Here is a 16,548-nt window from a genome sequence, read left to right on the forward strand (position 1 = left end):
GCCTCGTAGGTGCCGTGCATGCCGAGCATGCCGAGCCAGTTGGTGCCCGACGCCGGATAGGCGCCCAGCCCCATCAAGGTCGAGGTGATCGGAAAGCCCGTGACCTCGACCAGCTCGCGCAGCAGCTTCGAGGCCCCCGGCCCCGCATTGATGACGCCGCCGCCGGAATAGATCACCGGCCGCTTGGCAGAGGCCAGCAGGGCCACCGCTTTGCGGATCTGCATCGCGTCGCCCTTGACGCGCGGCGCGTAGGAGATGTGCGCGTCGGACTTGCGCGGCGGATGATAGGTGCCGACCGCGAACTGCACGTCCTTCGGCACGTCGACGACGACCGGGCCCGGACGGCCCGTGGTCGCGACATAGAACGCCTCGTGCAGCACCTTGGCCAGATCGTTGATGTTGCGGACCAGCCAATTGTGCTTGGTGCAAGGCCGGGTGATGCCGACGGTGTCGCACTCCTGGAAGGCATCGTTGCCGATCAGATGCGTCGGCACCTGGCCGGTGATGCAGACCAGCGGGATCGAATCCATCAGCGCGTCCGCCAGCGGCGTCACCATGTTGGTGGCGCCAGGGCCCGAGGTCACCAGCACGACGCCGGGCTTGCCGGTCGAGCGCGCATAGCCTTCGGCGGCATGGCCGGCGCCCTGTTCGTGGCGGACCAGGATGTGCTGGACGTCGCTCTGCTGGAAGATCTGGTCATAGATCGGAAGCACCGCGCCGCCGGGATAGCCGAAGAGGTGCTGCACGCCGTGGTCGATGAGCGCGCGCACGATCATCGCGGCGCCGGTCATCTGGTTCGGATCATGGCTGGAGATGCTCTGTAGAAGCGCGCGAAGTTCAAACGATAGTGCGCCGCCTACGCCAGGCTCCTGGCTGAATTTTGACACCAGCTCTGTCGCCCGGGCGAAATCGCGGGCTGAAATTGCAGCACGAACGGCGCCGCGTCTAGCAATTGCTCCCTCGACATCCCCCGGGGGTAAGAGCAAAGCAATCTGCTCTTCAAGCAGCGAAACTTCCAAATAGGCACCGATCGCTGCCGCGGCGTCGAGACCGTCTAAGCTTTCGGCCCGCCGAATAGCTTCCGTCACACGCGGATACAGTGCTTCAATCACCGTTGTGTTCAATAGCATTTGCTAGGCACGACCTAGGTGGACTGAGCTCGACCACACAAGCCGCCCTCCGACCCAATTCACACCGACTTAATTGCTCAAGCTTTTCCCGCAATCGCCGCCCCTTGTCGTCCCGCTTATCAACGCCGCTCACCTCGAGCGCCACCAATCCCCGATTTTTGTCAATGAGCAGCCAATCCGCAAACTCGCCTCTTTGCATTCTTCTTCGAACAACCCAGCCGTTCGCTTCATATACCAAAGCCAAAGTAATCGCTTCCGCCGCATCTTCCGTGATTCTGTGCCAATCCAGACGATTGGCCGTCCCGGGATCCGACTGCACCCAATTCAGTTTGGCGTCGGTCAGTTCGTCGTCAAGTGAGACGATGAGAAGCGCCCCCGGTTCGTGACCTTGCCGCCCGAGCCCGATAGCAACCTTGAGCAGGTAGTCTGCTACGGTCGACGGAGCCAAAAGGGGGTGCATGGTATCCAACTTCGTCAAATCGAGGTCCAAATGCCCCTCCCCGGCATCGAAGCCAAACTCGCTCCCGCCACGTAAAAAAGACGGGGGAACTCACGCTCTTTACTAAGTGCCCACTCCTGACAATTATCCTTGGTTGCAATGCCGCGCAATGGCGAAAAGGTAGAACTGCGGATGTCCTGCGGACGATCGTGTCGCATGGCACGCCTCACCCAGATCGTCGTTCTAAATCATCCAAGCCATTTCACTCAGCGCGGCAATGGCCTGCGTACTTTCTTCCACAACGAAGACCATGCGCGCTATCGCGACTGGCCGCTGCCATTGTCCGGTGGGCTGGCGGTGCGGTGGGCATGGTTTTGATGCCGGACTGTTCTTCGTGTCGTCCGATCTGGGGCCTTGCGCTGCGCGCGGGCCCGTTTGTCGCCTCTATGCCGGCATCATCCCGGAACGGCGCAAAAGCACCAGTCATTTTTGGCAACGGCCGGTTCGGCGCCGTCCTATTGGATGACGAACACCTCGCAGCGGCATTACACTAAGTATCCCTTAACCTGATGTTGGCGTAGTTGGTAGAGCGTGCGCAAGACTAGCGTTGAACCAATTCACGCACGCAGTTGTACAGCAAGCATAGCGGCGCCACCCGGCTGCCCACTCGAGCCTCATTACAACTCTGCCCACGGCGTTGTGATTGATGCCGGGCCGCAGTGAAGAGAGCGCCAGCAGCCGCATTACCACCTTGGCGATCGGCAACGCCGATATCGCGTCCGCACAACACAGGATTGCTAGTTCCATGACCGCCCAATAAACTTCGCATAAACCGAATTTCACTTGCACCGTCGGGCAAATCAGTGGTTTATGGGGTGCTGACTCAACTCAGGAGACAGCGATGGCCGAACAATCACGTCCAACATCCGACCTGGTTCATATTTCCAGATTGAATGGCGACTTTCGACGGAATTACGGGTCTCTCCTGGGAGCGTATCTCTACCTGCGTTCTATCGGTGCCGTGCGTCAGCGCCCTTTTCGTTGGATCGGGATCTTTTCACTGATCGGGTCCGTCGTCGCTGCGGTGATCGCGCGACACGGCTCTCTTTGGTGACCAGGCGAACCAATGCCCGGACAAGCTCGACGTCCGTGTCGAAGTAGGTGACACCGTGCTCGGCACGCCCATTCTCACGGAATCTGATCATGTTGCTGTCGTTTGGAGCCGTTGGCATCAAGACGTAGTCGAGCACGGCCTCATTGTGCTCACTCAGCCGGATTGCCACGATCCAACCGGTCGGTAGCCGTCGACACGAGACGCTCCAAAAGGGAGAAAAGCCCGGGCGATCTCCAGCCGTCCAATACGCTATCCGGAAAAAAATCTGCCATCGGTTGTCAACGATCAGATGCTGCTCGGGAACACCGACGTTGATCCAACGGCTCTTGACGCTGTGGATGGCTGCGTCGCATCCTTCCTTTTGCATCCTTTGGCAGATACGTCCTGCGAGAGATGAGAGTGGCTCGACCCACAGCCGACGACTGTCCATGTACTCGCAGCGTCGCTGCGACTGATATCCAATCAACCTGTAGGCATTTCGCAGGGTCCCGAAGTGGTCGACATAGGTTCGGGCGGACGGGAGCTCCGCCGTTGCGTTGATGATCGTGGGAGTGAGACGTCCCTCCTTCTTCAATGTTTTCTTCAGACGGAGCAGCATCTCCTCCTCGCTGAGGTCGACGCGCCTCTCTTTCATGATTTTCTGGACAGTGACGAAGATCTCCCTTGCGACGACGGGTTCAAAGCACCGTTCGGCACGGACCCATAGGTTCGAGGGATTGTTAATTCGCTCGCCGCCGAGTTTCTTTGATTGTCGATTGTAGACCAGGTTACCAATGTAGTTTTCGTTTCGCAGCATACGGCTGATGGTGGGGGCTCTCCAGGCCTTCCCTCGGCACCACGAGCCTTCGCGATTTAGTTCTCTTGCGATAGCCTTCTCCGATTTCACCTGAACGAAGCGTGCAAAGATCCGTTTCACAATGGCGACTTCATGTGCATCGCCAGGCCGCAGACGAATATGATCCGTCTGAAGATACTTCCGCTCCCCCCTCTCCATGACTTTCTTCGGCTCAAGGCGCTCGTTGACCAAAACGCGCTCGAGTCCGTAGCCAATGGGGCCGCCGGGCAGAAAGCCAAGTCCGACGAACCGGCAAATACCAGTATGAACCTTGACCGACAATTCGCGGCTATATTCGGCCGCCATAACCCTTTTCAGGTTTTTGACGATATTGGACAGCATGCTGCCGTCATTGTCGAACTGCTCGGCACAATAGTTCACCTTGATGCCGGCCTGCTTGCAGATGAACTCGTAATGCGCAGCTTCGTCGACGTCCTGGAACCGTCCCCACCGGCTGATGTCATAGACGAGGATATGGCCAAACTCGGCGCGTCCGCTGCTGACGTCCTCGATCAGTTTGACAAGTCCCGGCCTGTTCTTGATCTTGAGACCGCTCTCGCCATGATCCGCGTAGGTCTTGACGATCGCAAGACCGTGAGCATGAGCATAGGCCGCGATGACCGCCGCCTGATTCTGGATCGAGTAGCGCTGGTAGTCGGTCGACATGCGGACGTATTGCGCTGCACGCCCGCTTTGAACGTCCGGCAGGTAATTTTCACGAACCACGAGCGCGTTCGTCATCGCTGGATCTCGACCAAATCCATGCCGACGCGATCAAACGCCTGTCAGAAGCGACTTACAACACTCAAATTTTTCGCCGTGCGTCCAAGCCCGCATACCAAGCCCAGCGGGATCTATTTCTCGAGCGGCGGCGCCCGGACAGGGCCGATGGCGGTTTGGGCACCAAAATCCAGAAATTTGGAGGCGTCGTCCCGCCCCGTTCGCCATGCGGTTCGTTCGGGTGAACCTCGCATAGCCGATGGCGATACGGTTGAGACCGCACGACGACACTCAGCCTTGTCGGAATCGACGCTCCGGCATCGGACCTGCTCCGCATCGATTCCTCCGGGCACAAACGGGCCTGCCTTATTGCGGCGCGAGACGTTCATCCGGTTTTCGGAGGAACGCTCCTGCGACTGCGAGATCGTCGGGCCCAATCGATATGGACGGTCCCTCGGACGATGCTTTGTCGAGGGCGAAGACCTCAACGGTTGGGGAAGGTGATCAAGCGGACCGACGAGACGGGGCCAGACGCGCGCCCCGCGATGACCTCCCCGCGAGACGCTATCGCGCCCGCGGCGCGGGACCTGACGTCGCAAGGCGCTGGCGTGCCTGGGGGGCATCACCGACGCAACTGTCTGACCCGGGACTGGAGCGATGAAGGCGTGCCGGGCGTCGTGCTGAAGAATTGAAGCTCAATGCTCCCGACTGGCGACCGAAAATGACGCTCGATCTCGCCCCCGAACTCATGGCAGGTTGCAACATTCGCGCGGCACTCGGCGCCCGTCCTTACGCTGACCGGCTCGATGAGGCTGGTGCCGGTCGCGCCAGACGCGATACTGAACCGCCAAGTGATCGAATGGAATGATCACCAAGCGCATGCGCAAGCCGCGAACGAATGGGCCAGAGCGGAGCGAAGGCGGAGAAGGCACCCGCAGGAGGGTCAGGAGAGTGGTCGCGGCGTTGGCTGCCAGACCCGGGACCGAGTGCAGTCGCGAGACCGGTTAATAAGGCACCCGCGTTTGGGGCAGTGATAGCGGTGCCGCGAAGCGGCAGCCCTCAACGCGAGCGCCTCCGGCGAGCGACACCAGAACCGCCCAGTCCGGCCCGTGCCGACCCTTCGCTTGATCGCAGGGCGCTGCTAAGGATTGGAGCAACATCGAAAAGGTCGCTTCTTATGATCATCAGAAGCTTGAACTCTCCAAACATTTCGGCGAGCGCCGTCAGAGCGGATTCTTCGGCATCTTCGACAATGCCGATCGGGACGGCCCGCAGAGCGCCTTTGGATGCATGCTGGCCTCCATCGTCCTCGCGGCCAAAATCGCGGCCGAGCCTCTCGCGATTCCGTGGCCCTGCAGGCTGTGCCGAAGCGCGTCGGTTGGCAAATGACAGAGCGCGTTCTCCCACCTACGAGCAAATTCGACCAAACAGAGCGCTGATCCGCTTTGCGGGAAACGTGTCACGATGCGCGCCTTGCGCCAGCAACTCATCCATGCATGATGACCTGAATCTGCGGGCACTTGCGGTGGAATTGCGCCGGCTCATGACCCGCGTTCAGCGGTGGGCGCAGATCAGTCATCAGCACATTTTCCGATTTTGAAGCCGCAGTTTTTTTGAGGGCGCCCCATGAAACTCCATTTCATCCTGGCACTGCTCGTTTCCGTGGCTATGACCAACTCGAAATCCGCGGATGCTCGCGATCTGACCCTGGCAACGTGGAATCTCGGATGGCACCTGAGCCAAGCCGAGGCCAAAACGTGGATCAAAGAGTGCGGGCAGCCGTTCGCGCTCAACCAGGCGACCGGCCTTTTTGAACCCTCCATGACAGGACAGGCGAAGCCTGGCTGGGAGCTACGCTGGGGCCGCAATGCGAAGATCAAATGGGACATCGCACAGAAGCCGCCCTGCGATGTGTTCCAGTCCAATTTCAAGATCGTTCCGGTGACCGAGTCCGCTTACCAGAAGCGGGCGCAGCAAATCAGCGAGTTCATCCGCTCAAATGTCGACGCTGACATCATCGCCTTCCAGGAGGTCAGCGGCGAGACAGCCGTTCGAGAGGTGCTGCCCAACAGCGGCGCGGACTATGAAGTGTGCTCATTCGACGCTTTCAAGGTTCAGAGGCTCGCCATCGCCTGGAAGAGATCGCTCGGCTCATCGACGGATTGCGTCGTCGAAAAGCCGCTCTCCCTGCCGCATCTCGACCCGACGGATCAGGTGCGGCCGGGCTTGTCGGTCACGTTGCAGATCGACGGAAAGCCACTGAGGATCCTGACGGTTCACCTGAAATCCTCTTGCGTCAGCCCTCTCGAAGATCGCGGCAAGCTCGACGGCAGCGGCGATGCGTGCCCGATCCTGCAACAACAGGTCCGTCCATTGGAAGCCTGGCTCGAAGCGCGGTCGGCAGGAGCGCCCGCCGTGCTCATGGGCGACTTCAATCGCAACGTCTCCCATGAAGAAAATTCGATTGGCCCGTCCAAAGTGCGTGCGAACGGCAGCGATCCCGCTTCCCCCTTGCCTGCAGGCGTTCTCGTTCGCAGCCTGTCGGGCGAGGTCAACGATGGCGCCCCAGAGGACAGTGCCCTGACGCATCTCGACCCCCAATGCCCGGTAAATGCCGTCGCGAAGGAAATCTGCGAGCGCTCAAAGCGTGAATTCTTCAGTCAAGAGGCTCTCAAGCCGTTGACGCGCGCCGATAGTCTCGGCTGCCGCAATCCAATCGGGCTGGACCAGATGTTCGTCAGCAAGAGTCTGACGGCCATAGCTCCCGCGACCAAGCTGGCCATCGGTCGTTTCGGCGGAACACGGCCAGCCAATCAAGACCATCCCGATCCGCTCCTGGCCATCTCGGATCACTGTCCGCTCAAGGCAACGGTTCGCTTCTAGATGCAATGGCGGTCTTGTACCGTCGTGTCTCACAAATCGGAGGGACCGATGGCGGTCGCGGAAGACGCTGCGTGAACGCGAGCAAAACCGTGAGCCAGGAGCTCGTCGAGGCGCACCAATCTCGCCGCAGCTAGATACGACTTTAAAACCTGGTAAGGCAGCCAGCGTCTTCTGCTGCCCCGGTGATAGCGGTCAGGCTGATGGCCACAAGGACGATCTTCCTCATGAGTAGCTCCTCCCCATGGAACAACCTACAGTGATTGGAGAGCTTCGCCAGACCGGACATTTGGCCGTTATTCTCAGGTGGATGATCCGCAGCCAAGGGGCAAGCCACGTCCTGATCGCCGGCCAGCTGGCGCGTCCTAGCTCGCCTTCGCTGATGCCGGCCAACTTCGTCGCAGAGTGGTGTCCCCCCAATCATCGGGAGGTACCGGCACCAAGGACATGACCGTCAGGTGCTCAGACGACGGGGCCTCGCCCTGCGTTCCGAAATCCGACTGACGAGCCCCGGAACAACAAAACAGGCCATGACATCATACGGTAGACGATCTCTTCCGTGCTCGGAACGCCGCACTGTCCGACGATAGGAACGAGACACCCGTCTGGGCAGAGAGCTGCAACCACCGTTACCCAGTTTGGTATCCCGTTCTTTCCCGAGTCCCTCGGCGGTGACTCGTTGGGCGCTGTCGGGCTGCGGTGCGCCTGAGATCGCGGCCTCAACTGCGGCCTGCACAGAGACGTCGAGAGCATCCTCGACGAGGTTCTCCAGTTTGCGTGCGGCACTCTCAGCGAGCCTCACGTCTCGACCGAGACAATCGCAGGCCATCCGATTTCCGCGCCAGACTGGCCAAAAGCCCTCTGCGGTGTGGTCGACCCTTATGCTGGGAGGGAGTTCAGTCTTTCATCCCGATCGCTGTGCCGACGAGATGAATGGTGCGATTGCGAAGCGCACGTTCTCAATGCGGTTCTCTCAACTGCTGCTGAATTGCCGTCAGGAGAAAGTTCCATGCCCCGCCGTCCTGCCAAGGTCACTCAAGCCGATATCGCCCGCGCGATACGGGCCGCGAAGGAGGCCGGCGCCAATGAGGTCAACATATCCGCCGACGGCACCATCCGGATCTCACTCACTTCGGGCACCGCACCGATGAAGCCGGCGAATGATTGCGTCGAAACCTGGGCGCCTTCGGAAGCGCTTCAGCGCCATCTGAATCGCTCCGAAAGCGGCTGAAGCGCACCTTTCGCATTGATGCCGAATCCGCCGATTCGTAGACTCCAGGCATTGGCTCACGGAGCAGCCCAATGCTTGATGGCGATCGACGCGACCCCCGCGCCTCCGGCGATCGGCGCATGTACCTCTATTTCGACTATTCGGTCCTGGGTGCCTTGCGCTGGTACGTCAAGGTCAGCCGCAAGGGTCGTCGGGTCGGGATCCGCGAGGAATACGGCACGGCTGCCTTCGACGCGGCCTATGAAGCCGCGGTCGCGGCTCTTGGAGGAGTGATGCGTAAACGACGTATCGAACCCGATCCGCTCGTCCAGCCGGAACGCCGCTACGTGCATGCCGATCGCTCACAGCGTGGACAGACGCGCTATTATGTCCAGCTTCGCAATCGACTGCCGAGGATCAGAATAAACGCCGCGATCGGCACGAAGGAGTTCGACCTCGAGTGTGACGCCGCCATTGTTTCGCAGATAGCGCTCTATGGCGACGCCACGGACTACGTCAACGCGCAAAAACAACGCAACGAAACACGCGATCAAGCCCTGACTGGCCCCCCTACCCCTCAGACCTTGCGATGGTACTGGACGCTCTACAAGCAGAGCGATCATTGGCTCGGCGACCTCCGCGTCGGTCTCGAGGGCCTGTCGGACGCCACGCGGCTGCAGCGCACCGGATTGGTCGAAAGCCTGCTCGTCGAGAACGGCGAGAAGCCCTTCGCCGTTCTGAGCCGCAAAGTCATCAAGGCGGAGATGAAAGCACGCACCCCATCTCAGGCAGGCAACCTGCTATCCGCGCTGCGTGGCATGATCCGCTGGATGATCGACGAAGGGCATCTCGATGAGGACGACGACCCGACGATCGGGGTGAGGTCTGGCAAGGCAAGAGCCAGCCGCGAGACGGGTGGGCTGATCCCCTGGACCGAGGAGGATATGGCGCTCTATCGCGCGAAGTGGCCGCTCGGCACCGAGGCGCGGCTGATGTTCGACATCCTCCATTACACCTTCTTACGGCTGGGAGACGCCCACCGCTTCGGGCCGCCTCACCTGCGCCAGATCGTCCGCAAGATGGCGATACAGATCGCCACTGAAAAAAGCCGGGGCAACACGACCGTCACTGTGCCCGTACACCCGGAATTCGCCGAAAGCCTTCGGGCGGCTCGAACCCATGGGATCATCGGCGCGGAAGTCTTCACCGGCAAAATGGTCAAGGGGCGCATACTGCCGATGAACAAGAAGGCATGGGCGATGAAGTTCAAGAAATACGCCGTCCTTGCCGGCGTCAACGAGCCGAAGAAGAGCTGCCACGGGGTCCGCAAGGCGCGGGCCGAAGTGGCGGCTTATGCGGACTGTACCGAGAGCCAGATGATGGCGATGTTCGGGTGGACCGACCCCAAGATGCCGGCGCACTACATCGCAAAGGCAAATCGGGAAAAGCTCGGCATGAGCGGCATGGACAAGGTCGTGGCGTTCGATCAGAGCCAGTCGCTTGATGACTTCCTTGCAATACCCCATGGGAACGGCGCAGGAACATCAACCAGGAACAGAGTAGTAACTTTCCGTAGTAATTTTGGAAAAAAAGCGTAGCATTTACAGATGCTTACGCGTGGGGGTGGTGCGCTCGGAGGGACTCGAACCCCCACGGTGTTACCCACTGCCACCTCAAGGCAGCGCGTCTACCAATTCCGCCACGAGCGCTAAGGAGAAGCCGGAACCAGGAGAAGGGAGGTACCGGATCAGTCGCGCCCGTGTATCAAATCGATCTCGCAGGGACAAGGCCCGCCGGGCCCTAAAATACCGGATTGTGGATGGTTTTCGTGGTGCCCGTGCCGCTATCGCGTGGTCGGCGTCGGCGAGCGCGACAGCATGTGCTTGACCTCGACCGCGATGCGGTTGCGGTCGACCAGCACCACCCCGTCGGCGATGGGCAGATTGTTGGCCAGCACCTTGACGTCGTCGGCCTCGGTGGCATCCAGCTCGATGATGGCGCCGCGGGACAGGCGCAAGACCTGGTGGATGGGCATGGAGCATGTGCCGAGAACGACCATCAGGTCGACTGTCACTTTATCGAGGGTTGACACTGCGAGACCACCGAAGTCACTGGATTCCGTTACCCGAGACATCACCATGTTGTGGTTAGCCAATGGTTAACAGCCGCGAAACGCTCGACCTGACCACCTTTGCCGGCCCCGCCGGCAACGCCGTGGCGTGGCGCATTTCCGATTCGCCGGTCGACTATGCCGCGGCGACCGCCTTCATGGAGGCGCGGGCGGCGGCCATCGCCGCCCATGAGGCCGAGGAGCTGGTCTGGCTGCTCGAGCACCCGCCCATCTACACCTCCGGCACCTCCGGCAAGCCGGAGGACCTGCGCGACCCACGCTTTCCGTTCGTGCCGACCGGGCGCGGCGGCCAGGTCACCTATCATGGCCCCGGCCAGCGCGTCGGCTATGTCATGCTCGACCTCAAGCGCCGCCGGCCGGACGTGCGGGCCTATGTCGCGGCGCTGGAGGAGACCATCATCCGCACCCTCGACGCCTTCAACGTGCGCGGCGAGCGGCGTGAGGATCGCGTCGGCGTCTGGGTTCGGCGGCCGGACAAGGGCGACGGCCACGAGGACAAGATCGCCGCCATCGGCGTGCGGTTGAAGCGCTGGGTGACCTTCCACGGCATCGCCATCAACGTCGAGCCGGACCTGTCGCATTTCCAGGCCATCGTCCCCTGCGGCGTCACCGACCCGCGCTACGGCGTCACCAGCCTGGTCGATCTTGGATTGCCGGTCACGCTCGCCGATGTCGACGTGGCGCTCCGGCAGGCCTTCGAGAGCGTGTTCGGCGCAACCCACGCGGCATTGCCGGAGACAGTCTGAATTCAGACCGCGCCCCGCTCCGGCGGCACGTCGAGCCGGGCGGCGACATAGCGACGCTCCTGCGTCAGCCCGCCGAAGCCATAGGCATCTCCCCTCACCTCGTCGACATGCAGATAGGTCTCGTGATGCAGCGGGCCGATCAGCTCAGCCATGCGCGCGAACACGGCGGCGAGATAGGCGGCCTTCTCGTCCTTGGTGTTGGTGCCTTCGCTGACGTGAACGTCGATCCAATAGCTCGCCAGTCCCTGCTCGGCGAGCGAGGCGCCGCCCGCGAACCAGTCCGCCGCATCGGCTTCGGAGACGATGACGGCGGTCACCTTCGGATCCTTGCGCAGGATGCGCGCCGTCAGCGCAGTAACGGCGTCGGCAATGTCCTTCTTCAGCGACGGCGAGCGGCGCTGGCTTGCGTAGACGATGTTGATCAGGGGCATGATGGGCTCTTCTCCGGAACGGCGGTGGAAAGCCGCCTGCGATCCAGACTCTATCGCTTCTCCCATCATTTCTGTATGCTATCGCTTCTGATATCAATGATAAGCATATGTAATGAAGCCGACTCTCGACGTCGCCGCGGTCCGCGCCTTTCTCCTCGTCGCCGAGCTGGAGAGCTTCACGCGATCGGCCGAAGCGCTGGGCACGACGCAGGCCGCGGTCAGCCTGAAGCTGCAGCGGCTGGAAGCCGCGCTCGGAAAGCGCCTCCTGGACCGATCGCCGCGTGCCGTGCGGCTGACCGCGGAGGGGGCGGCCTTCCTGGAGAACGCCCGCGCACTGGTGGCCGCTCACGACCTCGCGCTGACCGGAACGCCTCGCAGCCGGCCCCGACTGTCGCTCGGCATCAGCGATCATGCCGCCGGCCCCGAGCTGGTGCCGATGCTGCAACAATTCCAGGCCATCGCGACCGAGCTGGTGCTGTCTGTCAGCATCGGCCTCTCGCGCGACCTGCTCGACCGCTATGACGCCGGCGCACTGGATGCGGTCATCGTGCGACAGGAAGCATCCCGTCGCGGCGGCGAGACCCTGGCCATCGACGAGTTCGGCTGGTTCGCGATCCCGCGGTTTCGCGCGCCTGCAGGCGGCCCGGTACCGCTGGCGACACTGGCTTCACCGTGCGGTGTGCGCGCGCTTGCCATCCGCGCCCTCGACAAGGCGAAAATGCCGTTTATCGAAGCCTTCGTCGGCGGCGGTGTCGCGGCCGTCGCCGCCGCTGCCCAGGCCGGACTTGCGATTGCGCCGCTGGCCCGCCGGTTCGCACCAGTCGGACTGGTCGATATCGGGCCGAACGCCAGCCTGCCGCGACTCGGGCGGTCAAAGGTCATCCTTCATGCCAAGGTCAGCGAGGCTGCCAAGCGCGCGGCGTTGCGTACGCTCGCCGCGGCATTCCGAAGCGCATCAATGTCGAAGTAATTGACGCCGACGGATCGTAATGTAGCATACGTTAGTGTCCGGAGCTCAGGAGCAGCGGCTTGAACCGTCTCTTGACCGCAGCTGACCTCGTCAGCGGTTCGCCGAAGCCGAGCCCGGCCATGACGGGCACAGTCGGCCTGGAACCGTTGCATCGCCACGCCCTGATCCGGACCTCCAACGCCGAAGTGCTGCGCGACCTGGCGGGCCGCAAGCTCGGTGCCGAGCGCGTCGACCTCAGACACGCGGAACGCTTCGAGGCGGTCGTCAATTTGATCGAGCTCGAGACCATCGGTCTCGCCTTCGGCACGACGACCTGCGACATGGTCTCCGATCACCGGCCGGCCGCCTTCATGCGGGTGCAGATCGCCACGAAGGGGCGCGCCATCAGTTGCGCCCGCGGCGAGGCTACCGACGTCACCGAGCACCAATTCGCGGTCGCGCCGGCGGGCATGCCCTGGCAGATGGCCTGCCAGGGCGGTCATCGGCGCCTCACTTTGCGGCTCGATCCGACCGCGCTGCGACAGCGGCTCACGGCGCTGGTCGGGGTGCAGCCGCGCACCGACTACGGGATCGAGAGCGCCATTCCGGCGGCCGATCCGCAGGCCGGCAGCCTGCTCCGGCTGCTCGATTTCCTCACCACCCAACTGAGCGAGCAGGACGCCGCCTTTCCCGCCGCCGTCTACCGCGAGCTGGAAGACGCGGTCCAGGTCGCCTTCCTCTGCGCCAGCCGTCATCGCTTCCGCGACATGCTGATCGATCCCGCGCCGATGCCGGATTTCGGCCTCGTCAAGCGGCTCGAAGACTACATCGAGGCCAATTGGCGCGAGCCGATCACGGTCGAACGCCTCGCGCACGAAGCTGGCGTCAGTGCACGTTCGATCTTCCGCGTGTTCGAACGCGTACGCGGCTACTCGCCGATGGCATTCGCCAAGGCGGTCCGCCTGCGCCGGGCGCACGCGATGCTGCGCTCGGGCGATCCTTCGATGACGGTGGCAGCGGCGGCCGCCGCCTGCAATTTCACCAATGCCGGACACTTCGCGCGCTATTACCGCGCCACGTTCGGCGAGTTGCCGTCGACGACGGCGGCCCGCGCCGGACGGTCGTGAGCCCGGCCGCAGCGCCGCTCCCAGGCTCGATGGTTCATAGAATCGCCTCCAGCGCGCTGCGCAGGCTCTGGTGACGGAATACGAAGCCGCTGGACAACGCCTTGTTGGGCACCACGCGCTGGCCACCGAGCAGCAATTCGTCGGCGAAGTCGCCGCCGATCCGGCGCAGCAGGCCAGCGGGGACCCGGAGCAGCGCCGGACGCCGCAGGCGGCGCGCCAGTTCGGCGGTGAAGGTGAGATTGCGCACCGGCAGCGGCGCCGTGGCGTTGATGGGACCATTGATGCTGTCGGTCGCGATCACATGCGCGATCAGCCGGATCAGATCGTCGCGCTCGATCCACGACATCCATTGCGCGCCGGAGCCGAGCGGGCCGCCGAGGCCGAACTCGAACGGCGTCAGCATCCGCGACAGGAAGCCACCATCGCGGCCGACCACGAGCCCGATGCGCAGCAGCGCGACGCGCACGCCATGCGCCTCGGCACGACCGGCCGCCTGCTCCCAGGCCTCGCAGAGATCATGGCTGAAGCAGGCGTGCGACTTGGCGGATTCGGTCAGCGGCTGATCCTGCCACAGGCCGTACCATCCGATCGCCGAGCCGTTGACCAGCACCTTCGGCTTGCGCTCGAGCCGTGCGATCAGGGCCACCACGGCTTCCGTCGTCGCAAGCCGCGACTGCAGGATCGCTGCCCGCCTGGCTGCGGTCCAAGGCGCATTGCCGATCGGCTCGCCGGCGAGGTTGACGATGGCATCGATGCGGGTGTCGGGGGCGATCTGGTCGAGATGGGTGATGAGCGTCAGCGGCGGCGGCAGAGCGGCCGCCCTGCCCGGATCGCGCACCAGGGCGATGACATGATGGCCGGCCGTCGTCAGGCTCGCCACCAGGCGCGCGCCAATGAAGCCAGTGGCGCCGGTGATGAGGATGGTCTGCGCCGGCGGCAGCACCGCGACCAACCCGCTCGCGTCCGGCTGCGACATGCGCGCCAGCCGCGCGGCTGCCGTGAAGTCGCGCAGGCCGCACAGACCCGCGCCGATCGCGGCCGCGGCCGCGATCCAGCTCAGCACGCCGGCATCCGCCGGCACGATCGCGGAAGGTCGCATCGCCCAGCCGATCAGCACGGGGACCAGGAGCATCAGGATGGCGCCGTAGTTGATCGCGAGCAGCGTGTGATTGATGCGCTCGCTCGGCGGCAGCTTGCGCGTCAGATCCTCCTCGACGAAATCGGTCAAGGTGATCGCAATCTCGGCGACGAGCACGGCGAGCACCACAACAGCAAACAGCCCGCGCGGCTCACACCAGCCGAGAACGGCGAACAGCAGCGCGTAGAGCAGATTGCGGACGCCGTGCAACTTGAGCTCGCCTCGCTGCGACGGCCGCCATGCCAGGCGTTCAGTGAATTCGTGATGATAGAAGGTGTCGAACACACCCATCACGATCTGGATGGCGATCAGGGACCAGAGCAGCGGCGTCATGGCGCGGACTCCCGGAACGTTGCGCTCTGGCGGACGATACGCCCGAAGCGCGGATGGACGATCTCGAGCGAGAACCGGAAGGCGCCAGCGCCGAGGTCGGAATGGGTGACGGTGAGATCGCCGGGCGTGAGCCATGATGGCAGCGGCCAGCGCCGCCCGGCGAAGGCGAAGGTGTAGCCGGCGCTGTGGAATGCGAGCGCGCCGTCGGCCACGCAGACGCGCAGGCTCATGCTCAGCCCCCAGCCGAGATACTCCTCGAGCCCGGTCGGACCGGCGAAGCGCTTCGCCGAATGGATCACCTGTGGGAAGCCGTGCGGGCGGCCGCAGATGCGGGTCCAGATCTGGCCGCCGCTGGCGGCATCCTCGGTCACCGCGACGATCATCGGCACGCCGGTGTTTGCCGTGGTCGGCAACGGCCCACCGATCAGCCGCGCGGCCTGTGCGAACCAGAAGCCGGCGCGGCTCATCTCGGCCTGGTCGACCTCGCCGACATAGACCACCGTCGCGCCGTCGGCGAGACGCTTGGAGAAGCGGCGCCAGATCGACACCGGCAGCCGTCCCCAATCCTCCGGCGACAGCAGCGCACGAAACCGGTGATCGTCGTGGAGTCTGATGTTGGAGGACGTTGCTGATCCGAGATGTCGCAGGCTCACCATGATGCCCTCCCCTCACCTACTCGCTGCCGGACCTCGATCGTCCCGACGGCAGCAGATGTGCAATCTTCTCGCCGAGCTTGATCAGCGCCACGAGACGCGGCCGCGGCACCTTCAGCATCTGCACGTACCAGCGGTCGACCAGTTCGGTGAACGCCAGCATGTCCTTCAGCCGCTTGCTCGCGATCGCGCTGATGCCGGGATCACCGGTCGCCTCCGCCACGCAGGCCCGCAGCGCCGCGATCGCGGGATCGATCTCGCGCTCCTTGCGGCCGGCGGCGATGCGCTGCGCCACCTCCCAGATGTCGGTCTCGGCCTCGAAATGATCGCGACGGTCGCCGAGGATCGGCACGCGCCGGATCAGGTCCCAGGCGAGCAGCTCCTTCAGCGAGTTGGAGACGTTGGAACGCGCCATGCCGAGCGTGTCGGCGATGTCTTCCGCGGTCATCGGCCTCTCCGCCAGATACAGCAGGCCGTGGATCTGACTCACCGAACGGTTCACGCCCCACTGGTCGCCCATGTCGCCCCAATTCAGAATGAAGCGCTCGACGGCGGGCGGGAGTTTTTTCTTGCCGGTTAATTCTGTCATGACAGAAATATCTGACTGACGAGAGTGAATGTCAAGAGCCGCCAGGATGAACCGTAAGGGTGGTCGGCGAGACGGACATGCAGGCGCACATTTGCCGCAGGCGCGATCGTCCCTGCCCGCTTC

Annotated in this window: 15 protein-coding genes and 1 tRNA gene; 7 read left to right on the forward strand and 9 right to left on the reverse strand. The window is 63.1% G+C overall.

Annotated features, from left to right (window positions below):
- Positions 1 to 791 (reverse strand): thiamine pyrophosphate-binding protein (locus ACQR1B_RS32705; RefSeq protein ID WP_434874966.1); only part of this gene is annotated, 791 nt, incomplete at its 3' end.
- Positions 792 to 1,104: 313 nt separating this feature from the next.
- Entirely contained in the window at positions 1,105 to 1,620 is a 516-nt protein-coding gene (locus ACQR1B_RS32710; protein ID WP_434837045.1) for a hypothetical protein, read from the reverse strand.
- A 165-nt stretch (positions 1,621 to 1,785) separates the two neighbouring features.
- Between ACQR1B_RS32710 and ACQR1B_RS32715 the strand changes: the two genes are divergently transcribed.
- On the forward strand, positions 1,786 to 1,947 hold the full coding sequence (locus tag ACQR1B_RS32715) for a hypothetical protein (RefSeq protein ID WP_434837044.1): 162 nt from the start codon (positions 1,786 to 1,788) through the stop codon (positions 1,945 to 1,947).
- Between the two features lie 632 nt (positions 1,948 to 2,579).
- On the opposite strand, the gene ACQR1B_RS32720 is transcribed toward ACQR1B_RS32715, so the two are convergent.
- Positions 2,580 to 4,259 (reverse strand): recombinase family protein, encoded by a 1,680-nt coding sequence (locus ACQR1B_RS32720; RefSeq protein ID WP_434837043.1) that lies wholly within the window; start codon positions 4,257 to 4,259, stop codon positions 2,580 to 2,582.
- A 1,605-nt stretch (positions 4,260 to 5,864) separates the two neighbouring features.
- On the opposite strand from ACQR1B_RS32720, the gene ACQR1B_RS32725 reads away from it, so the two are divergent.
- The 3 genes from ACQR1B_RS32725 to ACQR1B_RS32735 all read left to right on the forward strand — a co-directional run bounded on the left by ACQR1B_RS32725 (position 5,865) and on the right by ACQR1B_RS32735 (position 9,926).
- The gene (locus tag ACQR1B_RS32725; protein WP_434837042.1) at positions 5,865 to 7,121 is read left to right on the forward strand and encodes an endonuclease/exonuclease/phosphatase family protein; all 1,257 of its coding nucleotides are present in this window, start codon (positions 5,865 to 5,867) and stop codon (positions 7,119 to 7,121) included.
- Between the two features lie 1,006 nt (positions 7,122 to 8,127).
- Positions 8,128 to 8,349 (forward strand): hypothetical protein, encoded by a 222-nt coding sequence (locus tag ACQR1B_RS32730; protein WP_434837041.1) that lies wholly within the window; start codon positions 8,128 to 8,130, stop codon positions 8,347 to 8,349.
- A 71-nt stretch (positions 8,350 to 8,420) separates the two neighbouring features.
- Positions 8,421 to 9,926, forward strand: coding sequence for a tyrosine-type recombinase/integrase (locus tag ACQR1B_RS32735; protein ID WP_434837040.1), 1,506 nt, complete (start codon positions 8,421 to 8,423; stop codon positions 9,924 to 9,926).
- 26 nt (positions 9,927 to 9,952) lie between these two features.
- Here ACQR1B_RS32735 and ACQR1B_RS32740 read toward each other — a convergent pair.
- Together ACQR1B_RS32740 and ACQR1B_RS32745 are read right to left on the reverse strand one after the other, a co-directional pair.
- Positions 9,953 to 10,037, reverse strand: a tRNA-Leu gene (locus ACQR1B_RS32740).
- 134 nt (positions 10,038 to 10,171) lie between these two features.
- Positions 10,172 to 10,462, reverse strand: a complete 291-nt coding sequence (locus ACQR1B_RS32745) for a FliM/FliN family flagellar motor switch protein (RefSeq protein WP_434837051.1) — start codon at positions 10,460 to 10,462, stop codon at positions 10,172 to 10,174.
- Positions 10,463 to 10,482: 20 nt separating this feature from the next.
- Here ACQR1B_RS32745 and lipB point away from each other — a divergent pair, with 20 nt between their 5' ends.
- Positions 10,483 to 11,205 carry a lipoyl(octanoyl) transferase LipB gene (lipB, locus tag ACQR1B_RS32750; protein WP_434837039.1) on the forward strand — a complete coding sequence of 241 codons (723 nt, stop codon included), beginning with the start codon at positions 10,483 to 10,485 and terminating at the stop codon, positions 11,203 to 11,205.
- A gap of 2 nt (positions 11,206 to 11,207) precedes the next feature.
- Here the strand turns inward: lipB and ACQR1B_RS32755 are convergent, their stop codons facing one another.
- Positions 11,208 to 11,636 (reverse strand): tautomerase family protein, encoded by a 429-nt coding sequence (locus ACQR1B_RS32755; protein WP_434837038.1) that lies wholly within the window; start codon positions 11,634 to 11,636, stop codon positions 11,208 to 11,210.
- Positions 11,637 to 11,748: 112 nt separating this feature from the next.
- On the opposite strand from ACQR1B_RS32755, the gene ACQR1B_RS32760 reads away from it, so the two are divergent.
- Both ACQR1B_RS32760 and ACQR1B_RS32765 read left to right on the forward strand, forming a co-directional pair.
- Positions 11,749 to 12,606, forward strand: coding sequence for a LysR family transcriptional regulator (locus tag ACQR1B_RS32760; RefSeq protein WP_434837037.1), 858 nt, complete (start codon positions 11,749 to 11,751; stop codon positions 12,604 to 12,606).
- Between the two features lie 119 nt (positions 12,607 to 12,725).
- Positions 12,726 to 13,712 carry an AraC family transcriptional regulator gene (locus ACQR1B_RS32765; RefSeq protein WP_434837036.1) on the forward strand — a complete coding sequence of 329 codons (987 nt, stop codon included), beginning with the start codon at positions 12,726 to 12,728 and terminating at the stop codon, positions 13,710 to 13,712.
- 34 nt (positions 13,713 to 13,746) lie between these two features.
- On the opposite strand, the gene ACQR1B_RS32770 is transcribed toward ACQR1B_RS32765, so the two are convergent.
- From ACQR1B_RS32770 to ACQR1B_RS32780, 3 genes are read right to left on the reverse strand one after another with little or no spacing between them, the layout of a single operon-like run.
- Entirely contained in the window at positions 13,747 to 15,183 is a 1,437-nt protein-coding gene (locus ACQR1B_RS32770) for a TIGR01777 family oxidoreductase (RefSeq protein WP_434837035.1), read from the reverse strand.
- Positions 15,180 to 15,839: a DUF4166 domain-containing protein gene (locus ACQR1B_RS32775; RefSeq protein ID WP_434837034.1), complete on the reverse strand. Its 660-nt coding sequence runs from the start codon at positions 15,837 to 15,839 to the stop codon at positions 15,180 to 15,182. The genes ACQR1B_RS32770 and ACQR1B_RS32775 overlap by 4 nt, the downstream gene beginning before the upstream one ends.
- 16 nt (positions 15,840 to 15,855) lie before the next feature.
- Positions 15,856 to 16,425, reverse strand: coding sequence for a GbsR/MarR family transcriptional regulator (locus ACQR1B_RS32780; protein WP_434837033.1), 570 nt, complete (start codon positions 16,423 to 16,425; stop codon positions 15,856 to 15,858).
- Between the last annotated feature and the right edge of the window lie 123 nt (positions 16,426 to 16,548).

The organism is Bradyrhizobium oligotrophicum (assembly GCF_051168495.1).
Lineage (GTDB): Bacteria > Pseudomonadota > Alphaproteobacteria > Rhizobiales > Xanthobacteraceae > Bradyrhizobium > Bradyrhizobium oligotrophicum_A.

What these genes read in the sequence shown, in the direction of transcription:
- ACQR1B_RS32715 (WP_434837044.1), top strand. Translation starts at nt 1,786, where the DNA reads ATGGCACGCCTCACCCAGATCGTCGTTCTAAATCATCCAAGCCATTTC.
- ACQR1B_RS32720 (WP_434837043.1), bottom strand. Translation starts at nt 4,259, where the DNA reads ATGACGAACGCGCTCGTGGTTCGTGAAAATTACCTGCCGGACGTTCAA.
- ACQR1B_RS32725 (WP_434837042.1), top strand. Translation starts at nt 5,865, where the DNA reads ATGAAACTCCATTTCATCCTGGCACTGCTCGTTTCCGTGGCTATGACC.
- ACQR1B_RS32730 (WP_434837041.1), top strand. Translation starts at nt 8,128, where the DNA reads ATGCCCCGCCGTCCTGCCAAGGTCACTCAAGCCGATATCGCCCGCGCG.
- ACQR1B_RS32735 (WP_434837040.1), top strand. Translation starts at nt 8,421, where the DNA reads ATGCTTGATGGCGATCGACGCGACCCCCGCGCCTCCGGCGATCGGCGC.
- ACQR1B_RS32745 (WP_434837051.1), bottom strand. Translation starts at nt 10,462, where the DNA reads ATGTCTCGGGTAACGGAATCCAGTGACTTCGGTGGTCTCGCAGTGTCA.
- lipB (WP_434837039.1), top strand. Translation starts at nt 10,483, where the DNA reads ATGGTTAACAGCCGCGAAACGCTCGACCTGACCACCTTTGCCGGCCCC.
- ACQR1B_RS32755 (WP_434837038.1), bottom strand. Translation starts at nt 11,636, where the DNA reads ATGCCCCTGATCAACATCGTCTACGCAAGCCAGCGCCGCTCGCCGTCG.
- ACQR1B_RS32760 (WP_434837037.1), top strand. Translation starts at nt 11,749, where the DNA reads ATGAAGCCGACTCTCGACGTCGCCGCGGTCCGCGCCTTTCTCCTCGTC.
- ACQR1B_RS32765 (WP_434837036.1), top strand. Translation starts at nt 12,726, where the DNA reads ATGACGGGCACAGTCGGCCTGGAACCGTTGCATCGCCACGCCCTGATC.
- ACQR1B_RS32770 (WP_434837035.1), bottom strand. Translation starts at nt 15,183, where the DNA reads ATGACGCCGCTGCTCTGGTCCCTGATCGCCATCCAGATCGTGATGGGT.
- ACQR1B_RS32775 (WP_434837034.1), bottom strand. Translation starts at nt 15,839, where the DNA reads ATGGTGAGCCTGCGACATCTCGGATCAGCAACGTCCTCCAACATCAGA.
- ACQR1B_RS32780 (WP_434837033.1), bottom strand. Translation starts at nt 16,425, where the DNA reads ATGACAGAATTAACCGGCAAGAAAAAACTCCCGCCCGCCGTCGAGCGC.